15 protein-coding genes are annotated in these 18034 nt (G+C 62.3%); 5 read left to right on the top strand and 10 right to left on the bottom strand.

Annotated elements, in window-relative coordinates; genetic code table 11:
* Nucleotides 1–123: 123 nt before the first annotated feature.
* On the bottom strand, nt 124–750 hold the full coding sequence (locus AMK05_RS00510; RefSeq protein ID WP_064835584.1) for a ribonuclease D: 627 nt from the start codon (nt 748–750) through the stop codon (nt 124–126).
* 104 nt (nt 751–854) lie between these two features.
* A complete protein-coding gene (locus AMK05_RS00505) occupies nt 855–1664 on the bottom strand; it encodes a MerR family transcriptional regulator (protein ID WP_064835582.1) in 810 nt (269 codons plus the stop codon).
* A 166-nt stretch (nt 1665–1830) separates the two neighbouring features.
* On the opposite strand from AMK05_RS00505, the gene AMK05_RS00500 reads away from it, so the two are divergent.
* Both AMK05_RS00500 and AMK05_RS00495 read left to right on the top strand, forming a co-directional pair.
* Entirely contained in the window at nt 1831–3111 is a 1281-nt protein-coding gene (locus AMK05_RS00500) for a 4-aminobutyrate--2-oxoglutarate transaminase (RefSeq protein WP_064835580.1), read from the top strand.
* A 63-nt stretch (nt 3112–3174) separates the two neighbouring features.
* The gene (locus AMK05_RS00495) at nt 3175–4656 is read left to right on the top strand and encodes an NAD-dependent succinate-semialdehyde dehydrogenase (RefSeq protein ID WP_064835578.1); all 1482 of its coding nucleotides are present in this window, start codon (nt 3175–3177) and stop codon (nt 4654–4656) included.
* 45 nt (nt 4657–4701) lie between these two features.
* Here AMK05_RS00495 and AMK05_RS00490 read toward each other — a convergent pair whose 3' ends face one another.
* Nucleotides 4702–4911: a SlyX family protein gene (locus AMK05_RS00490; protein ID WP_064841221.1), complete on the bottom strand. Its 210-nt coding sequence runs from the start codon at nt 4909–4911 to the stop codon at nt 4702–4704.
* A gap of 181 nt (nt 4912–5092) precedes the next feature.
* On the opposite strand from AMK05_RS00490, the gene uxaC reads away from it, so the two are divergent.
* Both uxaC and AMK05_RS00480 read left to right on the top strand, forming a co-directional pair.
* A complete protein-coding gene (uxaC, locus tag AMK05_RS00485) occupies nt 5093–6508 on the top strand; it encodes a glucuronate isomerase (protein WP_064835576.1) in 1416 nt (471 codons plus the stop codon).
* Nucleotides 6505–7962, top strand: a complete 1458-nt coding sequence (locus AMK05_RS00480; protein WP_064835574.1) for a mannitol dehydrogenase family protein — start codon at nt 6505–6507, stop codon at nt 7960–7962. Before uxaC ends, AMK05_RS00480 begins: the two co-directional genes overlap by 4 nt.
* A gap of 419 nt (nt 7963–8381) precedes the next feature.
* Here AMK05_RS00480 and AMK05_RS00475 read toward each other — a convergent pair whose 3' ends face one another.
* The 7 genes from AMK05_RS00475 to AMK05_RS00445 form a co-directional block, all read right to left on the bottom strand.
* The gene (locus AMK05_RS00475) at nt 8382–10832 is read right to left on the bottom strand and encodes a GcvT family protein (protein ID WP_064835572.1); all 2451 of its coding nucleotides are present in this window, start codon (nt 10830–10832) and stop codon (nt 8382–8384) included.
* Entirely contained in the window at nt 10833–11708 is an 876-nt protein-coding gene (locus AMK05_RS00470) for a phosphotransferase (protein ID WP_064835570.1), read from the bottom strand.
* Between the two features lie 64 nt (nt 11709–11772).
* Nucleotides 11773–12849: an ABC transporter ATP-binding protein gene (locus AMK05_RS00465; protein ID WP_064835568.1), complete on the bottom strand. Its 1077-nt coding sequence runs from the start codon at nt 12847–12849 to the stop codon at nt 11773–11775.
* A 31-nt stretch (nt 12850–12880) separates the two neighbouring features.
* Nucleotides 12881–13978 (bottom strand): Gfo/Idh/MocA family protein, encoded by a 1098-nt coding sequence (locus AMK05_RS00460; protein WP_171899730.1) that lies wholly within the window; start codon nt 13976–13978, stop codon nt 12881–12883.
* Nucleotides 13978–14865 carry a carbohydrate ABC transporter permease gene (locus AMK05_RS00455; protein ID WP_088936374.1) on the bottom strand — a complete coding sequence of 296 codons (888 nt, stop codon included), beginning with the start codon at nt 14863–14865 and terminating at the stop codon, nt 13978–13980. The genes AMK05_RS00460 and AMK05_RS00455 overlap by 1 nt, the downstream gene beginning before the upstream one ends.
* Nucleotides 14858–15817 (bottom strand): carbohydrate ABC transporter permease, encoded by a 960-nt coding sequence (locus tag AMK05_RS00450; protein ID WP_064833299.1) that lies wholly within the window; start codon nt 15815–15817, stop codon nt 14858–14860. Before AMK05_RS00450 ends, AMK05_RS00455 begins: the two co-directional genes overlap by 8 nt.
* 6 nt (nt 15818–15823) lie before the next feature.
* Nucleotides 15824–17110 carry an ABC transporter substrate-binding protein gene (locus AMK05_RS00445; RefSeq protein WP_049731320.1) on the bottom strand — a complete coding sequence of 429 codons (1287 nt, stop codon included), beginning with the start codon at nt 17108–17110 and terminating at the stop codon, nt 15824–15826.
* A gap of 201 nt (nt 17111–17311) precedes the next feature.
* On the opposite strand from AMK05_RS00445, the gene AMK05_RS00440 reads away from it, so the two are divergent.
* On the top strand, nt 17312–17989 hold the full coding sequence (locus AMK05_RS00440; protein WP_064833294.1) for a TetR/AcrR family transcriptional regulator: 678 nt from the start codon (nt 17312–17314) through the stop codon (nt 17987–17989).
* Nucleotides 17990–18034: the final 45 nt, after the last annotated feature.

Raw genomic sequence — 18034 nt, 5'->3', positions numbered from 1 at the left:
ACCGGCGTCATCGAAATGCATAAATATAAGGGGAATTTTAGAAAAGAGGCGTTAACGAATCGCTAACGCCTCGGACACGCCAGTCCACGGCCTTTGTCTGTCTGCGTGTCGCAGCTGCTTTACTCAGCTATGGGCGAAGATATCGGCCTCTTCCCAGCCGAGCAGGTCGAGCTTGGCGCGGGTCGGCAGGAATGCGAAGCAGGCCGTCGCATGGTCGAAGCGGCCGTCGCGGATCAAGCGTGCCGTCAGCTTGTCGCGCAACGCGTGGAGATAAAGCACATCGGAAGCGGCATATTCGAGCTGGGCCGGAGACAGCGTCTCGGCCGCCCAATCGGAAGATTGCTGCGTCTTGGAAATATCGACGTCGAGCATCTCCTTGAGATTGTCCTTGAGGCCATGCCGATCCGTATAGGTGCGGATCAGGCGCGATGCGATCTTGGTGCAGAAGACGGGGTTCGTCGTGACACCGAAAGTGTGGAAGAGCACGGCAATATCGAAGCGGCCATAATGGAAGATCTTCTGATGGGTCGGATCTTCGAGCAAAGCGACAAGATTGGGGGCCTCTTTCTGGCCGGCGGCGATGCGGATGACGTCGGCGGTGCCGTCACCCGGCGAAAGCTGGACGACGCAGAGCCGGTCCCGGCGCGGCACCAGGCCGAGCGTTTCGGTATCGATGGCGACCGCGCCGGTGTAGCGGGCGGCATCGGCCGCTGATATATCGCCTTCGTGATAACGTATGGTGGCGGCCATAAGACTGTCTTTCCCTGGGATGTCAGGCTGAACCGGCCTGAGATCGTGTTTTAGCGCTATAGCGCAAAGCCGCAAAATGCGAAACCGCTTCCTCTGGCGGTGGATCAGAATGTCGGCGGCGTGTTGATCCAGAGCAGCACGGTTTCGCCGTCGTGGCGGTTGCGCCAGGAATGGTAGCGGCGGCTTTCGAAATAAAGCGAATCGCCCGGGCCGAGATCGAAGAATTGATCGCTGTCGAGCACCAGTTCGAGCCGGCCGGACAGAACGTGCATGAACTCCTCGCCCTCGTGACGATAGGCGCCTTCGCTGGCGGCACCCGGCGCCAGCACGAAACGATGGCAATCCATCATCCTGCGGCCTTCGGCAAGCAGCTGCACCGTAACGCCCGGCGTCGTTTCCGGCCAATTACGCCATTCGCCTGAGCGCACCACAGCCGATCCATCCTCGGTTTCTTCGCCGGACAGGCGCGAGACGGTGGTGCCGTAATACTCGGCGAGGTCATGCAGGAGCTTGAAGCTGACCCCCTGCGAGGTGCGCTCCAGGGTCGAGAGGGTCGAAGCGGTGATGCCGATGTCGCCGGCCACCTGATCCAGCGTCTTGCTGCTCGCGTGGCGCAGGCTGCGCAGCTTGCGGCCGAGGCCGGTGCCCTGGCTTGTCTCCGCGCCATCGGCGGACGGCTCCTCGGCCTCCAGCGCCTCGCGGATGGCCGCGGGATTGAGGCCGCGCTCGACACGATACCAGGAAATGCGCTTCAAGCGCGCCAGATCGTCGGCGCTGTATTGCCGATGGCCGGTTTGCGAACGGCCGGGAACGAGCAGACCCTGGCTTTCCCACAGCCGCAGCGTCGAAGCCGAAACGCCCGCCAACCGCGCGGCCTCGGCCACCTTGTAGCGTACAGGCCCGCTATCATTCATCCGAAATATCCCTGATTCCAATCGCGTGCGAGCATTCATCAAAACACATGATGTTTGAAGCAAAAAATGGCTCTTGTTTTCTTACAGGAAAAATGTAGGAATTTCGATAGCGATTGCAGAATTTCTGCAAGATAATTCCAGATCCCTTTCAGCCAGGAGCGCATCGATGACCGCGACAAGCCTTACCGACCGGAAGAACGCCGCCATTTCCCGCGGTGTCGGCATGACGACCCAGATCTATGCCGACCGTGCGGAGAATGCCGAGATCTGGGACAAGGAGGGCCGCCGCTATATCGATTTCGCGGCCGGCATCGCCGTTCTCAATACCGGACACCGCCACCCCAAAGTCATCGCGGCGGTCAAGGATCAGCTCGACCATTTCACCCATACCTGCCACCAGGTTGTTCCCTACGAAAACTATGTCAGCCTTGCCGAACGGTTGAACGCGCTGCTGCCGGGCGCCTTCGAGAAGAAGACGATCTTCGTCACCACGGGCGCCGAAGCGGTCGAAAACGCCGTCAAGATCGCGCGTGCGGCCACCGGCCGCTCGGCCGTCATCGCCTTTGGCGGCGGCTTCCATGGCCGAACCTTCATGGGCATGGCGCTGACCGGCAAGGTCGTGCCCTACAAGGTCGGCTTCGGCGCCATGCCGGGCGATGTGTTCCACGTTCCTTTCCCGGTCGAACTGCACGGCGTCACCGCCGATCAGTCGCTTGCGGCGCTGAAGAAGCTCTTTGCCGCCGATGTCGATCCGCAGCGGGTCGCGGCCATCATCATCGAGCCGGTGCAGGGCGAAGGCGGTTTCTACGCCGCCCCCGCCGCCTTCATGAAGGCGCTGCGCGAACTCTGCGACCAGCACGGCATCCTGCTGATCGCCGACGAGGTGCAGACCGGTTTTGCCCGCACCGGTAAGATGTTCGCCATGGATCATCACGAGGTGGCGGCCGACCTGACGACGATGGCAAAGAGCCTTGCCGGCGGTTTTCCGCTCGCCGCCGTCACCGGCCGCGCCGAGATCATGGACGCGCCAGGACCGGGCGGTCTCGGCGGCACCTATGGCGGCAATCCGCTCGGCATCGCCGCCGCCCACGCCGTGCTCGACGTCATCCAGGACGAAGATCTCTGCGGCCGCGCCAACCTGCTTGGCGGACGGCTGAAGCAGCGGCTGGAATCGCTGCGCGAGACGGTGCCCGAGATCGCCGATATCCGTGGCCCTGGCTTCATGAACGCCGTCGAATTCAACGACCGGACGACGGGATTGCCGAGCGCCGATTTCGCCAACCGGGTGCGGCTGATCGCGCTCGACAAGGGGCTGATCCTGCTCACCTGCGGCGTCCACGGCAACGTCATCCGCTTCCTCGCGCCGATCACCATCCAGGACGAAGTCTTCGGCGAGGCGCTCGACATTCTCAAGGCCTCGATGCTGGAAGCGAGTTCGGCCAAGTGACGCGACAGGTACCGGATTACAACGGCTGCCGGCAACAGGCAGCCGCTCCCAAGGAGATATGACATGGCTTTCACCACCGCCCTGACAAGGCACGTTCCCTTCTCTTCGCCGTTCCTGCGCGCTGCGGGCTATATCAACGGCGTCTGGACATCGGGCGATGCCTCAAAGACCTTCGACGTGCTCAACCCTGCAACGGGCGAGCTGCTCGCTTCGCTGCCCGATATGGGGGCTGCCGAGACGCGGGCGGCGATCGATGCGGCCTATGCCGCCCAGCCGGCCTGGGCTGCCCGCCCGGCCAAGGAGCGCAGCGCCATCCTGCGCAAATGGTTCGATCTGATGGTCGCCAATGCGGACGCGCTCGCCGCGATCCTGACCGCCGAAATGGGCAAGCCTTTCGCGGAAGCGCGCGGCGAGATCCTGTATGCCGCGTCCTATGTCGAATGGTACGCCGAAGAAGCCAAGCGAATCTATGGCGAGACGATCCCCGCGCCTTCGAATGACAAGCGCATGATCGTCATCAAGCAACCGGTCGGCGTCGTCGGCACGATCACGCCGTGGAATTTCCCGGCCGCGATGATCGCCCGCAAGATTGCGCCGGCACTGGCCGTCGGCTGCACGGTCGTCTCAAAGCCCGCCGAACAGACGCCGCTGACGGCAATCGCCCTTGCCGTGCTCGCCGAACAGGCCGGCATTCCCTCCGGCGTCTTCAACCTCATCGTCGGCGTCGACGGCCCGGCGATCGGCCGCGAGCTGTGCGGCAACGACAAGGTGCGCAAGATCAGCTTCACCGGCTCGACGGAGGTCGGCCGCATCCTGATGCGGCAATGCGCTGACCAGATCAAGAAGGTGAGCCTGGAGCTCGGCGGCAATGCGCCGTTCATCGTCTTCGACGATGCCGATCTCGACGCCGCGGTTGAGGGCGCGATCGCCTCCAAATACCGCAATGCCGGCCAGACCTGCGTTTGCGCCAACCGCCTCTACATCCAGTCGAGCGTCTATGACGCCTTCGCGGCCAAGCTTGCCGCCAAGGTCGCCGCAATGTCGGTCGGCGACGGCTTCCAGGCGGGGGTCGAGATCGGGCCGCTGATCGACGAGCAGGGTCTTGCCAAGGTGGAAGACCATGTCGGCGATGCGCTTGCCAAGGGTGCCAAGGTACTGACCGGCGGCAAACGCATTGACGGCGCCGGCACCTTCTTTGCCCCGACGGTGCTGACCGGCGTTGAGCGCGGCATGAAGGTGGCGCGCGAGGAAACCTTCGGGCCGGTGGCGCCGCTCTTCCGTTTCGAGACGGCCGAGGATGTCATCGCTCAAGCCAATGATACGGAATTCGGCCTTGCCGCCTACTTCTATGCCGGCGACCTGAAGAAGGTCTGGCGGGTGGCGGAGGCGCTGGAATATGGCATGATCGGCATCAACACCGGCATCATGTCCTCCGAGACCGCGCCATTCGGCGGCATCAAACAATCCGGCCTCGGCCGCGAGGGCTCACGCCACGGCGCCGACGACTATCTGGAAATGAAATATCTCTGCATCGGCGGCGTCTGAGACCATTCCGTGAAAGCAGTGCACGCGGCAGACTGCCGCGTGCCGTCAATAATGCGGCGGGCGGGTGATACCAGGGGCCTCCAGCGACTGTTCCTCAAGCGACAGGAAACGTTCGGTCAGTCGGTCGAGCTTGGTGCGCATCTGCTCGACGATCTTCCATTGTTCGGTCAGCTGATCGGACAGTTCCTCGATTGTCTTTGCCTGATGGGCCAGCATTTCCTCGAGCCGGGTGATGCGGTTCGTCTCGTCGGACATCGATCCTCCTTTGCCGAAACCGGCAGTACAGATGCTTCTCCCAAAGCGGAAATAGACCGTTTCGTCAATGCTTTCGAAGGCCGGCGCAGAGGTGCGCAAAAACCGAACCATCTGGTTACTAAAAGACCTTGCCGCGCCTGATGTTGTGGGGTAGGCCCTTATCCATCAGGGAGGAATACTGATGGATGTAGGAAACGGCTTTCTTCATCCGGACCGGCTCTTTCCGGCCGACCCGGCAACACGAACGATCGCGCGCGACCTCTATGAGACGGTGCGCCATCTTCCGATCGTCAGCCCACATGGGCATACCGAACCGTCCTGGTTCGCCGACGACAAGCCCTTCGAAGATGCGGCCTCGCTGCTGGTCATTCCCGATCACTATCTCTTCCGGATGCTGCACAGCGTCGGCGTTCCCCTGGACGCGCTCGGCGTGCCGCGGCTCGACGGCAAGCCGGTGGCAGCGGGGCGGACGATCTGGCGGACTTTTGGCAGGCATTATCATCTCTTCCGCGGAACACCGTCGAGCCTCTGGGTCGACCACGCCATGTCGGCCGTGCTCGGCTGCCCCGAGCCGCTGACATCGGACAATGCCGATGCGCTCTACGACCATATCAATGCTCAGCTCGCCCTTCCCGAATTCCGTCCGCGGGCGCTGCATCAGCGATTCGGCATCGAAACGATTGCGACGACCGAGGGCGCGCTCGACCCGCTGACACATCATCAGAAGATGGCGGCCGACGGCTGGATCGGCAGAGTGCGCACCACCTACCGGCCGGACAGCGTCACCGATCCGGATGCGGTCGGCTTCCGCGACAATCTCGTGAAGTTCGGTGAGATCACCGGCGCTGACGTGACGCGCTGGGAGGGGCTGATCGAGGCGCATCGGCGCCGGCGCGCCTATTTCCGCCAGTTCGGCGCCACCGCGACCGACCACGGCGTGCCCACAGCCTTCACCGCCGATCTGCCGCTTGCCGAAAGGCAGGCGCTGCTCGACAAGGCGCTGAAGGGACCGCTTTCTGCTCAAGATGCCGAGCTTTTCCGCGGCCAGATGATGACCGAGATGGCCGGGCTTTCGGCCGAGGACGGCATGGTGATGCAGATCCATGCAGGCTCGCGGCGCAACACCGACAGTGGGTTGTTTGCGACGCGCGGGCCCAATATGGGCGCCGATATTCCGACCTGCACCGACTGGGTCGGCGGCCTCAATGCGCTGCTTTCCAAATACGGCCATGCGCCGGGGCTGCGGGTGCTGCTCTTCACGCTCGACGAGACGACCTATGCGCGCGAGATGGCGCCGATGGTCGGCCATTGGCCCTGCCTGATGATCGGCCCGCCCTGGTGGTTCCACGACAGCCCGCTCGGCATTCGCCGCTATCTCGACCAGGTGGTGGAAACGGCAGGCTTTGCCAATATGGCCGGTTTCAACGACGATACGCGGGCGCTGCTTTCGATCCCGGCGCGGCATGATGTTTGGCGCCGCGAAGTTTGCCGCTTCCTCGCCGGGCTTGCCGCCGAGCACCGGATTTCCAAGAGCGACGCCGCGATCGTGGCGGGCGAACTTTCCTATGGCAATGCGAAGAAGGCCTACAAGCTGTGACCGAACGACTGCAGACCCTTTCCGGCCTCGCCCCGACGGCGAAGCTTCCCGCCTATGACCGCAGCCGGCTGAAAAGCGGCATCCTGCACCTAGGCCCCGGCGCCTTCTTCCGCGCGCATTTCGCGCCGTTCACCGATGGCGCGCTGGCGGCCGCAGGCGGCGACTGGGGCATCGAGGTGGCAAGCCTGCGCACACCCGATGTCGCCGACAATCTGAGTGCCCAGAACGGGCTTTATACGACGCTGATCCGCGACACCTCGGGTACGACCGCCGAGGTGATCGGCTCGATCCTGAAGGCGCATGTGGCGCCGCGCGATCCGGCCGGACTGCTGGCGCGGCTCGAAGATCCCGCGATCCGCATCGTCAGCATGACGGTGACGGAAAAAGCCTATGGTTTCGATCCGGCAACGGGCGGCCTCGATCTCAAACATCCCGATATCGTCGTGGACCTCGCCAACCGGCATGCGCCGCGCGGCGTCATCGGCTATCTCGTCGAAGGCCTTGCACGCCGCCGGCAGAAAGGTATTGCGCCCTTTACGCCGCTCAGCTGCGACAACCTGCCGAGCAACGGCGCTGTTCTGAAGCGCCTGGTGCTCGAATTCACCTCCCGCATCGATGCCGATCTGCATCGCTGGATCGAAGCGAATGTGCCCTTCCCGTCGACGATGGTCGACCGCATCACGCCGGCCAGCACCGAGGCGACCTATGCCGATGCCGAGCGGCTGACGGGCCGCGCGGATATGGCGGCGATCGAGACGGAGCCCTTTACGCAGTGGGTCATCGAGGACCATTTCGCCAATGGCCGCCCGGCCTGGGAAAAGGTGCGCGGCGCGCTGATGGTCGAAGACGTCTCGGCCTATGAGAAGATGAAGCTCCGGATGCTGAACGGGGCGCATTCGCTGCTCGCCTATCTCGGTTATATCGGCGGCTATGAATTCATCCGCGACGTGATGGACGATGCCGCCCTGGCAGCGCTGGCCTATCGCCACATGCATGCGGCGGCGAGAACGCTCGATCCGGTCCCCGGCATCGATCTCGACGATTACGCCAACGAATTGATAGCCCGCTTTGCAAATAAGGCGATTGCCCATCGCACCTACCAGATCGCCATGGACGGCACGCAAAAGCTGCCGCAGCGGCTGCTGGAACCGGCCTGCGAGGCGTTGGCGCATGGCGACAGGGCGGAGACCTATGCAATCGCCGTGGCGGCATGGATGCGCTATGCGCTCGGCGAACACGGCAATGGCGAGCGCTTCGAGCTGCGCGACCCCCGAGCCGCGGAAATCGCTGCACTGATCGCCGATGTCCCGCGCACGGGGCCTGCGATTTCGGCGGCGCTTTTCACCCTGCCCGGACTTTTCCCGAAGGCTTTGACGGAACATCGGGCGTGGGCGCAGGATGTGTCGGACAAGCTGGAAATCCTGATCCAGGACGATCGGCTGCCGTTGTTTTGAGAGTTGAAGATTCTCTAGAACAGGATGATTTTAGGCCGGGTCGGCCTAAAATCTGAATCCTGTTCTAAATTAAACGGTTAGAGCATGATGTCGTCCGAAAACCGCTCACACTTTTCGGCATCATGCTCTAACGCAGCCTCTATCTCTTCCTCCGGCACGCCTTGCTCTAACTTAGCGAGAGCTGGCAAGGCGCGTGCTACACGTCCCTTCTCCCCAGCGGGGAGAAGATGCCGGCAGGCAGATGAGGGGGTGAGCGGCAAGGTCGCGAATGCGCTGAGCGCAAGCGAAGGGCAATGGATGGCGTGCCGTGTGGCCCCCTCATCCGACCCTTCGGGCCACCTCCTCCCCGCTGGGGAGAAGACGGAGCCAAGTCGCGACCGTCCCGCTTTGACGCAGAGGCGCAAATCTACGCCGCCCCCTCACGTCTTCACCCGCACCATATCCGGATCGTAGAGCGGCGCCAGCGACACCTTGCAGGGGATGCGCTCCCTGGCGACATCGAGTTCATAGGTGCCGGAGAGGACGAAATCCTCCGTCACGCCATCGGCATTGCGGACATAGCCGTAGCCGATCGGTTTGCCGAGCGTGTAGCCGAAGCCGCCGCTCGACAGCCAGCCGACGCGCTTGCCGTCGCGATAGATGGTTTCGCGGCCGAGCAGCACCACCTCAGGATCGTCTGGCACGAAGCAGGCGAGGCGCTTCTTGACGCCGTCCGCAAGCTGCCGTTCGATCGCCTCGCGGCCGCGGAAGGGAACGTTCTTCCTGATCTTCACCGCCCAGCCGAGGCCGGCCTCAACAGGCGTGTGGTCGGGGCCGATATCGGAGCCCCAGGCGCGATAGCCTTTTTCCAGGCGGCAGCTTTCGATGGCGCGGTAGCCGGCATTGACGAGGCCGAACTCGCCGCCAGCAGTCATCAATACGGCATAGACCGTGGTCGCATATTCGATGGGGACATGCAGTTCATAGCCGAGTTCGCCGACATAGGTGATGCGCAAGGCCCGCACCGGGCAGCCCGAAATGCCGATGGTTCTGACCTGGCCGAAGGGGAAGGCCGTATTCGAGACGTCGCTTCCCGTCACCTTTTCCAGCACGGCGCGTGCATTCGGTCCCATCAGCGACAACACTGAGTAGGCTGAGGTGACATCGACCAGTTCGGCGTGCATCTCCTCCGGAATATTGCGGGCGATCCAATCGAAATCGTGGGTGGCGAAACCGGTGCCGGTGACGATGTAATATTCGTTCTCCGCGACGCGGGCGACGGTCAGGTCGCATTCGATGCCGCCCTTGTCGTTCAGCATCTGCGTGTAGATGAGCGATCCCACGGGTCTTGCGACATCGTTGGCGGCGATCCAGGAGAGGGCCGCCTCGGCATCCCTGCCCTTCAGCACAAATTTGGCGAAGGAGGTCTGGTCGAAGATGACGGCCGCCTCGCGCACGGCCTTGTGCTCGCGGCCGACGGCCTCGAACCAGTTCTGCCTGCCATAGCTGTAGACGTCCTTCGGTTCCTCATTGGCGAAGAGATCGGCAAACCAGTTCGGCCGCTCCCAGCCAAGCTTTTCGCCGAAGCAGGCGCCCTGCGCCTTCAGCCGGTCATAGAGCGGCGACTTGCGGCAGGGGCGGCCGCTTGCATGCTCCTCGAACGGCCAGGCCATGGTGTAGTGTTTGCCATAGGCTTCGAGCGCGCGGGTGCGCACCCAGTCGGTATCGAAGTGCGGGCGGCCGAAGCGGCGGATATCGACCGGCCAGAGATCATAGGGCGGCTCGCCCTTCGTCACCCATTCGGCGAGCGCCATACCGGCGCCGCCGGCCGAGGCGATGCCGAAGGCGTTGAAACCGGCGCCGACGAAGAAGTTCTTCAGCTCCGGCGCCTCGCCGAGAATGAAATTGCCGTCCGGCGTAAAACTTTCCGGGCCGTTCAGCAGCTGCTTGACGCCGACATTCTCCAGCGCCGGAACGCGGCCGAGCGCCTGCTCCATGTTCTGCTCGAAATGGTCGAAATTGCTGTCCAGCAGCGTGTAGTGGAAACCTTCGGGGATGCCTTTCTCCGCCCAGGCGATCGGGTTCGGCTCATAGCCGCCCATGACGATGCCGCCGACCTCCTCCTTGTAATAGGTCAGGCGATCGGGATCGCGCAGGGTCGGCAGGTTGGAGGGCACACCGAAAGATTCGGTGATGATATATTGATGCTCGACCGAGACCAGCGGTACGTTGACGCCGAAGCGGGCAGCGAAGGCGCGCGTCCATTGGCCGGCGCAGACGACGACGCGCTCGCATTCGATACGGCCCTCAGCGGTAATGACGGCGCGGATCCTGCCCTTGTCGATCTCGAGATCGAGGACTTCGGTATCCTCGAAGATCGAAACGCCCGCCATGCGGGCGCCTTTTGCCAGCGCCTGGGTGATGTCGGACGGGTTGGCCTGGCCGTCTGTGGGAAGGAAGGCAGCGCCGACGAGATCGTCTATCGTCATCAACGGCCAGAGATCGAAGGCCTCCTGCGGCGTCAGCAATCGCATTTCGAGGCCGAAGGACTGGGCCGTGGTTGCCTGACGCTTGACTTCGGTCCAGCGCTCCTCGTTGCAGGCAAGCCGCAGGCCGCCATTCATCTTCCAGCCGGTGCCGAGGCCGGTTTCCTCTTCCAGCCGCTTGTAGAGATCGACGGAATAACCGAGCAGCTGGGTGATGTTGGCGCTGCTGCGCAGCTGGCCGACGAGGCCGGCGGCATGGAAGGTGGTGCCCGACGTCAGCTTCTTGCGCTCCAGGAGAACAGTATCGGTCCAGCCGAGCTTGCCGAGATGATAGGCTGTCGAGCAGCCGATGATGCCGCCGCCGATGACCACGGCTTTTGCCGTCTTCGGTAACTGTTTCGTCATTTATCGTTCCTGTTCAAAGGCTTGATAGGCGCGTTCGAAGCGCCCGAGATTTTCGGCGGTATAGGCGGCATAGTCGAATTGGATGGTGGAATGGATTTCCGAAATCATGCTCCACAGCGTCTCACGCAGCAGCGACGCGCATTTCATCGCGCGATAGCGCCGGCCGAGATCCGATGTCAGCGGCCGGTCGAAATAGGTCTCCAGCATCATCTGCTCGCCGGCTTCCGAGAACTCGTTGTTGGAGGCCAATCCGCCGAGATCGAACAGCGGCGTGTTGAAGCCGGCATAATCCCAGTCGATCAGCCAGAGCCGCTTGCCGTCGTCGAGAAAATTGGCGGCCAGCAGATCGTTGTGGCCGAAGGCAATCTCGAACGGCCCTGCCGCTTGTTCCAGCGTCTCGGCCCTGCCGATCAGGGCCGGCAGCAATGGCAGATAGGGGCTGCCCGACTCCTTCAGGCTGGCGGCGTAATCGCGGATGACGTGGAAGACCCAGAAGATCATCGCCTGGCCGCGGAAATGCCGGGCAATGTCGTGATGGCAGGCGCGGATGAGCGGAACGATCCGGGCGAGCATATCAGGCGTCCCGACGTCCTCCGGCGACAGCGCCCGCGCTTCGATATAATCGAGCACCAGCACGCCGGGCGAATGGTGGATGACGGCAGGCGACAGGCCGGCGGCATGGGCCGCGCGGCTTGCGGCAAGTTCGTTCTGGCGGCTGATGTGATGGATGGGAATATCGGTGCCGAGCCTCACCACGCAACGCGCGACGGCATCGCTGACCAGATAGTTCCGGTTGGTGATGCCGCCTGAGATCGGCGAGATTTCGATCGGGCCCTGCCAAATGCCGAGCGCATGAATCCTATCTTCAGGCGTCATGCATCATCCCCCATCACCTTCTCGAAATGATGGGGCAGAGCAGGATCGGCTGTCAAGCAGGCGGTCAGATCGTCTTGCCGGCGGCGTCGAAGACGTGGCAGCGAGCAGGATCGAAGAAGGTCTTCACATTGGCGCCGCGCTCGACCTTCTGCTGGCCGTCGAGGGCGATCGTCAGCAGCTGTCCATCCGGCGTCGTGGTGTAGAGCATGGTGGCGCCGCCGAGATTTTCGACGAGATCGACGTTGACGGTCGACAGCGTGATGGCGCCCTCTGTGAGGGAAAGATGCTCGGGACGGATGCCGAAGGTGACGTCCTCACCGGCTTGCCCTTTCAGCCGGCGCGGCAGGCGGACGGAATTGCCGCAGACATGAATGGTGGTTTCCGTCTCGCCGACCTCTTCGATGCGGGCCTTGAGAAAATTCATCTTCGGGCTGCCGATGAAGCCGGCGACGAAGCGGTTGGCCGGATTGTTGTAGAGATCGAGGGGAGCGCCGACCTGCTCGATGCGGCCGGAGTTGAGCACCACGATCTTGTCGGCCATCGTCATGGCTTCGACCTGGTCATGGGTGACATAGATCATCGTGTTGCCGAGCTGCCGGTGCAGGCGGGAGATCTCGACGCGCATCTGCACCCGCAGTTCGGCGTCGAGGTTCGACAGCGGTTCGTCGAACAGGAAGATACGCGGCTCGCGCACGATCGCCCGGCCGATGGCCACGCGCTGGCGCTGGCCGCCGGAGAGCGCCTTCGGCTTGCGCTCCAGGAGTTTCTCGATCTGCAGGATTTCGGCGGCGCGTTTGACCTTCGGCTGGATCTCGGCCTTCTTATAACCCGCCGTCTCCAGACCGAAGGCGAGGTTCTTGTAGACCGACATATGGGGATAGAGGGCGTAAGACTGGAAGACCATGGCAATGCCGCGCTTGGCAGGGGCCACCTCGTTCATGCGCTCGTTGTCGAGCAGCAGCCCGCCGCCCGATATTTCCTCGAGACCGGCGATCATGCGCAGAAGGGTCGATTTTCCGCAGCCGGAAGGACCGACGAAAACGACGAATTCGCCGGGATCGATCGTCAGGTCGATGCCATGGATCACATCCATCGCGCCGTAGCGCTTCTCGACCTTCTGAAGAACGACACTGGTTGCCATCTTCTCAAAACCCCTCTCGTTTATTTATCGGTTACTTCGTTCTTGCGCGCCAATCGGCGTATTTCGGACTGTCGGGGCCGACCGGCAGCGGCACTTCGGCGCCGCTGTCGGAAGACTGGTAGATGGCGGTGACGAGTTCCAGCGCCCGGCGCGCATCCGCCGTCGTCACCGGCAGCGGCCCCTGGCCGCTGAGGAAGGCGTGGAACTGGCCCATCTGGGTGGTAAACCGGGGGGCGACCGGCTGCCAATCGCTGACCACCCGGTCGATCCGTTGCTGGACATCGTCATTGGCGGCGATGATCTTCCAGGGGTCCTTGCCCGGCGTATAGGGCTCATGGCTGCTTTCGAAGGTCACATTCTCGAAATGCAGCCTCAGCCGGCTCAACTGTTCCTGCGAACCCAGCGTGCAGGACAGTGAGACGAAGGCGCCGCTTTCCATCAGCAGGCTGGCGGAGGCGCAATCCTCGACCTCGATATCGTTGACGCGGGTGGCGACCCGGCCGAAGACCCTGGCCGCCGGGCCCATCAGGTGCATCATCATGTCGTGCAGATGCAGCGCATGGGTGACGAGCACGCCGCCGAGTTCGGTCGCCCATTTGCCGCGCCAGGGCACGGCATAATATTCGGGTTTGCGCAGCCAGAAGGTTTCGACCGAGGCCGTATAGGCTTTGCCGGCAATACCGGCGTCGATGATCCGCTTGGCCTTCTGGATGCCGTCGCCGTAGCGATACTGGAAGATCGGCATCAGCACGCCTTTGGCGGCTTTCTCCGCTGCCATGATCGTATCGACGGCCGCGAGCGAGCCGGTCAGCGGCTTTTCGCAAACGACATGTTTGCCAGCGGCAAGGGCAGCCACGACCTGCTCCAGGTGCACCCCGGGCGGGGTGCAGATGTCAATGATGTCGATCGTGTCGTCAGCGAGCAGCTCGGCAAAGGAGGTGGTGCGCCGTTCGATGCCGAACTCATCACCGACTGCCGCCAGCCGCTCTGCGTTCAGGTCACAGATCGCCACGACCTTGAATTTGTCGGCATGCGGCAGATAACCCTCGACAATGTGCGAGCGGCCGATGCCGCAGCCGACGATCGCGACCGTTCTGATGCTCATGTCGCTGTTTCCCGTGACCGCCATCAACGCTTCATGCCCGTCGTGGCGATGCCCTCGATCAGCAGGCGCTGGAAGAACAGGAAGAAGAAGAACACCGGCACGAGCGTCAAAGTCGACATGGCGAACAAGCCGCCCCAATCCGATGCGCTGGTGGAATCTACGAAGGTGCGCAGGCCGAGCTGGATCGTATAGGTGTTCATGTCGTTCAGGTAGATCAGCGGCCCGAAGAAATCGTCCCAGGTCCAGATGAAGGAGAAGATGGCAGCCGTTGCCAAGACCGGTAGCGACAGCGGCAGCATGATCTTCCAGTAGATGCGCCAGGCGCTGCAGCCGTCCATCATGGCGGCTTCGTCGAGTTCGCGCGGGATGCCGCGGAAAAACTGCACCATCAGGAAGATGAAAAAGGCGTCGCTTGCCAGGAACTTCGGCACGACGAGCGGCAGGATGGTGTTGACCCAGCCAAGGTTGAGGAAGAGCACATATTGCGGGATCAGCGTCACATGATAGGGGATCATCAGCGTGCCGAGCATGATCGCGAACCAGAAATTGCGGCCGGCAAAACGCAGCCGGGCAAAGGCGAAGGCCGTCAACGAACAGGCGATGACATTGCCCGTCACCACCAGCAGCGAAATGACGAGCGAATTCCAGAAGAACCGGCCGAAGCTGACATCGAGGCCGACCCAGCCGCGCGCATAGGAGGAGAAATCGATCGACGAAGGGATAAGCGAGGTCGACGAGAAGATCTCGGTTTCCGGCCTGACCGATGCCGAAACCATCCACAACAGCGGATAGACCATCAGAAGCGATGCGGCGATCAGCAGGGCGTGGATGATGAGCGACGCCGGCAGGCTGCGTTTGGTGATATCCGATGGCGGCCGGGCCGCGGTGACGGAAGCGGTCATCTCAGTCATCGTAATGCACCCAATAACGCGAGGTCAGGAAGGAGAAAGCGGTGAAGACGGCGATGATCAGCACCAGGATCCAGGCGAGCGCCGAGGCATAGCCCATGCGGAAATTGCCGAAGGCTTCCTGATAAAGGTAGAGCGTATAAAACAGCGTCGAGTTGATCGGACCGCCCGTGCCGCCGGAGATGATGAAGGCGGGTGTGAAAGCCTTGAAGGCATCAATGGTCTGGACGACGGCGTTGAAGAAGATCACCGGCGTCAGAAGCGGCAGGGTGATCTTGTAGAATTGGCGGAATTTCGAGGCGCCATCGAGGCTTGCGGCCTCGTACATATCCTGGGGAATCTGGCGCAGGCCGGCGAGGAAAATAATCATCGGCGAGCCGAACTGCCAGACCGACAGAGCCACCAGCGTGTAGATCGAATAGTTCGGATGCGAGATCCAGCTCGGACCTTCGATGCCGAATTGCGAGAGCGCGGCATTGACGAGACCATCGCTGGCGAAAAGCTGGCGCCAGAGCACGGCGATCGCCACGCTGCCGCCCAGCAAGGAAGGGAGGTAGAAGATGGCGCGATAAAAGGTCAGTCCGCGCAGGCCGCGGTTCAGCGCCATGGCGACCAGCAAAGCGAAGGTCAGTTTGAACGGCACCGAGAAGACAACATAAGTCAGGGTGACGTGCATGGCGGCCGAGAATTTCGGATCCGCCGTGGCGATGCGCACGTAATTCGCCATTCCCACCCACCGCGGCGACTGCAGCATGTCGAAGTCGGTGAAGGAGAGGTAGAGCGAAATCAGGGCCGGCCCGAGCGTCAGCCCGAAAAAGCCGATAAGCCATGGCAGGAGGAAGAGATAGCCGGGAGCATTGGTATTCCAGAGACGCCGGAAGCGTCCTTCGGCCACGGCCCCCTGATATCTTTCCACATTTATGGCCCCTGCGGGCGTGCGCATCGCATTGCTCATACGGGATCAGCCTCGTGCGAGAATCTGCGTGATTTCGGTGACCAGCTGTTTGCCGCCGTCGGCAGGAGACAGCTGTCCGAAACCGACCTGTTCGGCGATGTTTCGCAGCATCAGCTCGCCTTCACCGGCGCCGGCCGGCGGCGGCGGCGGCAATTTGCCGGCGAGATCGCCGAGACCGCTGACATAGGCCAATGCGACCTTACCGTTCTCATCGAGCTTCGCCGCGACGACCTCGCGCATGGCGGCCGATTCCGGAATGCCGCGCTCGACATCCAGGAGCAACACTGCCTCGGGATTCTTGACGAAGAAGTTGATGTAGTCCACGGCCAGGTCGATCGCTTTCGACTGGGCCGAAACAGAGAAGAACATCGAAGGCTTGCGATAGTGGCCGCCCTTCGAATCCGCCTTGATACGCATATAGTTGGTCAGCGCCAGCTTGTCCTTGTTCATGGCCTGATAGGCAACGAACTGATTGGAATGGGCAAAACCGGCCGCAGATTTGCCGAGCGACACTGTGTTCGTTTCGATATCGTTCTTGTCGAGAGCCTGGATATCGGCGGGAACGCAGGCGCCGGCTTCACGGAACTTGGCCCACATATCGTACCATTCCGATGCGTCGTCCACGCCGAAGCCGATTTTGCCGTCGGCGGTATAGAGCGCCTTGCCGCGCTGACGCAGCCAGTTTTCGAACAGAGGTTCGCCGCCGCTGCCGTCAGCGAGGCCGAACATGCCCTTACGCTTGCCGGCCTTGGTGATCTCGGCGCCCATGCGGGCGAACTCGTCCCAGGTGGTCGCCTGCGTCGGCAGATCGACGCCTGCCTCCTTGAAGGCGGTGGTATTCAGAACCGTCGCGGCCGAATTCGCGCCGAGGCTGACGCCATAGAGATGACCGTCGACGCTGCCGCCATCGATCTGCGCCTTGTCGAAATCGTCGAGGTTGAGCTTCGCCGGCATGTAGGATTCAAGCGGCGCAAGCGCGCCGCGACGCGCGTACTGAACGATATAGCGGTAGTCCATCTGGATGACGTCAGGCGCATTGCGGCCGGCGACCTGGGTCGCAAGGCGCGGCCAGTAATCGCCCCAACCGAGGAATTCGCCGGTGATCGAGGTACCGGCATTCTTCGTCTGATAGAGCTGGGACACCTTGTTGGTGCGGTCGGCGCGCGGCTGCGAGCCCCACCACAGGAGGCGCAAGCGCTGTTCCTGTGCAAAAGCGCTGGTTCCCAGCGCCGAGAGCGAAAGGAGAGTGGCCCCTCCCGCAACGAAATTACGTCTGCTTACACGTAGGCTCATTTTTTCCTCCTCCAAAGGGAAGCGCCTCCACACGCTTCCGACCAGTTACTCTTGCATAAATAACTAATTGGTTACAAGCTACGAGCAAAGCGGCAAGCGTGTCAAGCGGGTGTCGGTTCTTGGCGGCCGCCCTTTTAAATTCGGTTTTTACAATTTCGCACCGAAGGCTTATGAGCGCAACATGCGAGAGGGAGGGGAACGATGAACGACAGCGGCGAAAACGGAGAGAAGAAAAAATCCCGGCGTCCTTCTCAGGAACGCACGGCCCAGCGCGATCCGGAGCGGACGCGCGCCGCGATCCTTGAGGCGGCCACGCGGGAGTTTGCCGAAAACGGCATGGGCGGAGCCCGCGTCGACGCCATCGCCGAGCGCGCCGGCACCAACAAGCGCATGCTCTACCATTATTTCGGCGACAAGGAGCAGCTCTATCTCCGCGTGCTCGAAGAAGCCTATGTCGGCATCCGCACCGCCGAGCGCGCGCTGCATATCGGTGACCGCAGCCCGGAGGAAGGCATCGGGGAACTGGCGCTCTTCACCTGGCGCTATTTTCTCCAGCACCCGGAATTCCTCAGCCTGCTCGGCACGGAAAACCTGCATCGGGCCCGGTGGCTGCGCCAGTCTGTTCGGCTCAAGGAATTGCATTCGCATCTGATCGGCGAGCTTTCGGATGTGCTCGAGCGGGGAAAGAAGCAGGGCGTCTTCGTCGAGACCGCTGATCCGCTGCATGTCTATCTGACAATCGCCTCGCTCGGCTATTTCTACCTGTCCAACCAGTACACGCTTTCGACGATCTTCGGCCGCGACCTGATCGAGCCGAACCATCTCAATGCCTGGGAAAGACATATCGTCCACGTGACGCTCGCCTCGATCAAACACTGAATTCCGAAATCAGGATTTGACTATTGACAGCCTCGCCGCTCTTCT

Source organism: Rhizobium sp. N324 (assembly GCF_001664485.1).
Lineage (GTDB): Bacteria > Pseudomonadota > Alphaproteobacteria > Rhizobiales > Rhizobiaceae > Rhizobium.
Note: the sequence above shows the minus strand (reverse complement) of the source record. Positions and strands in the feature narration are given on the sequence as shown.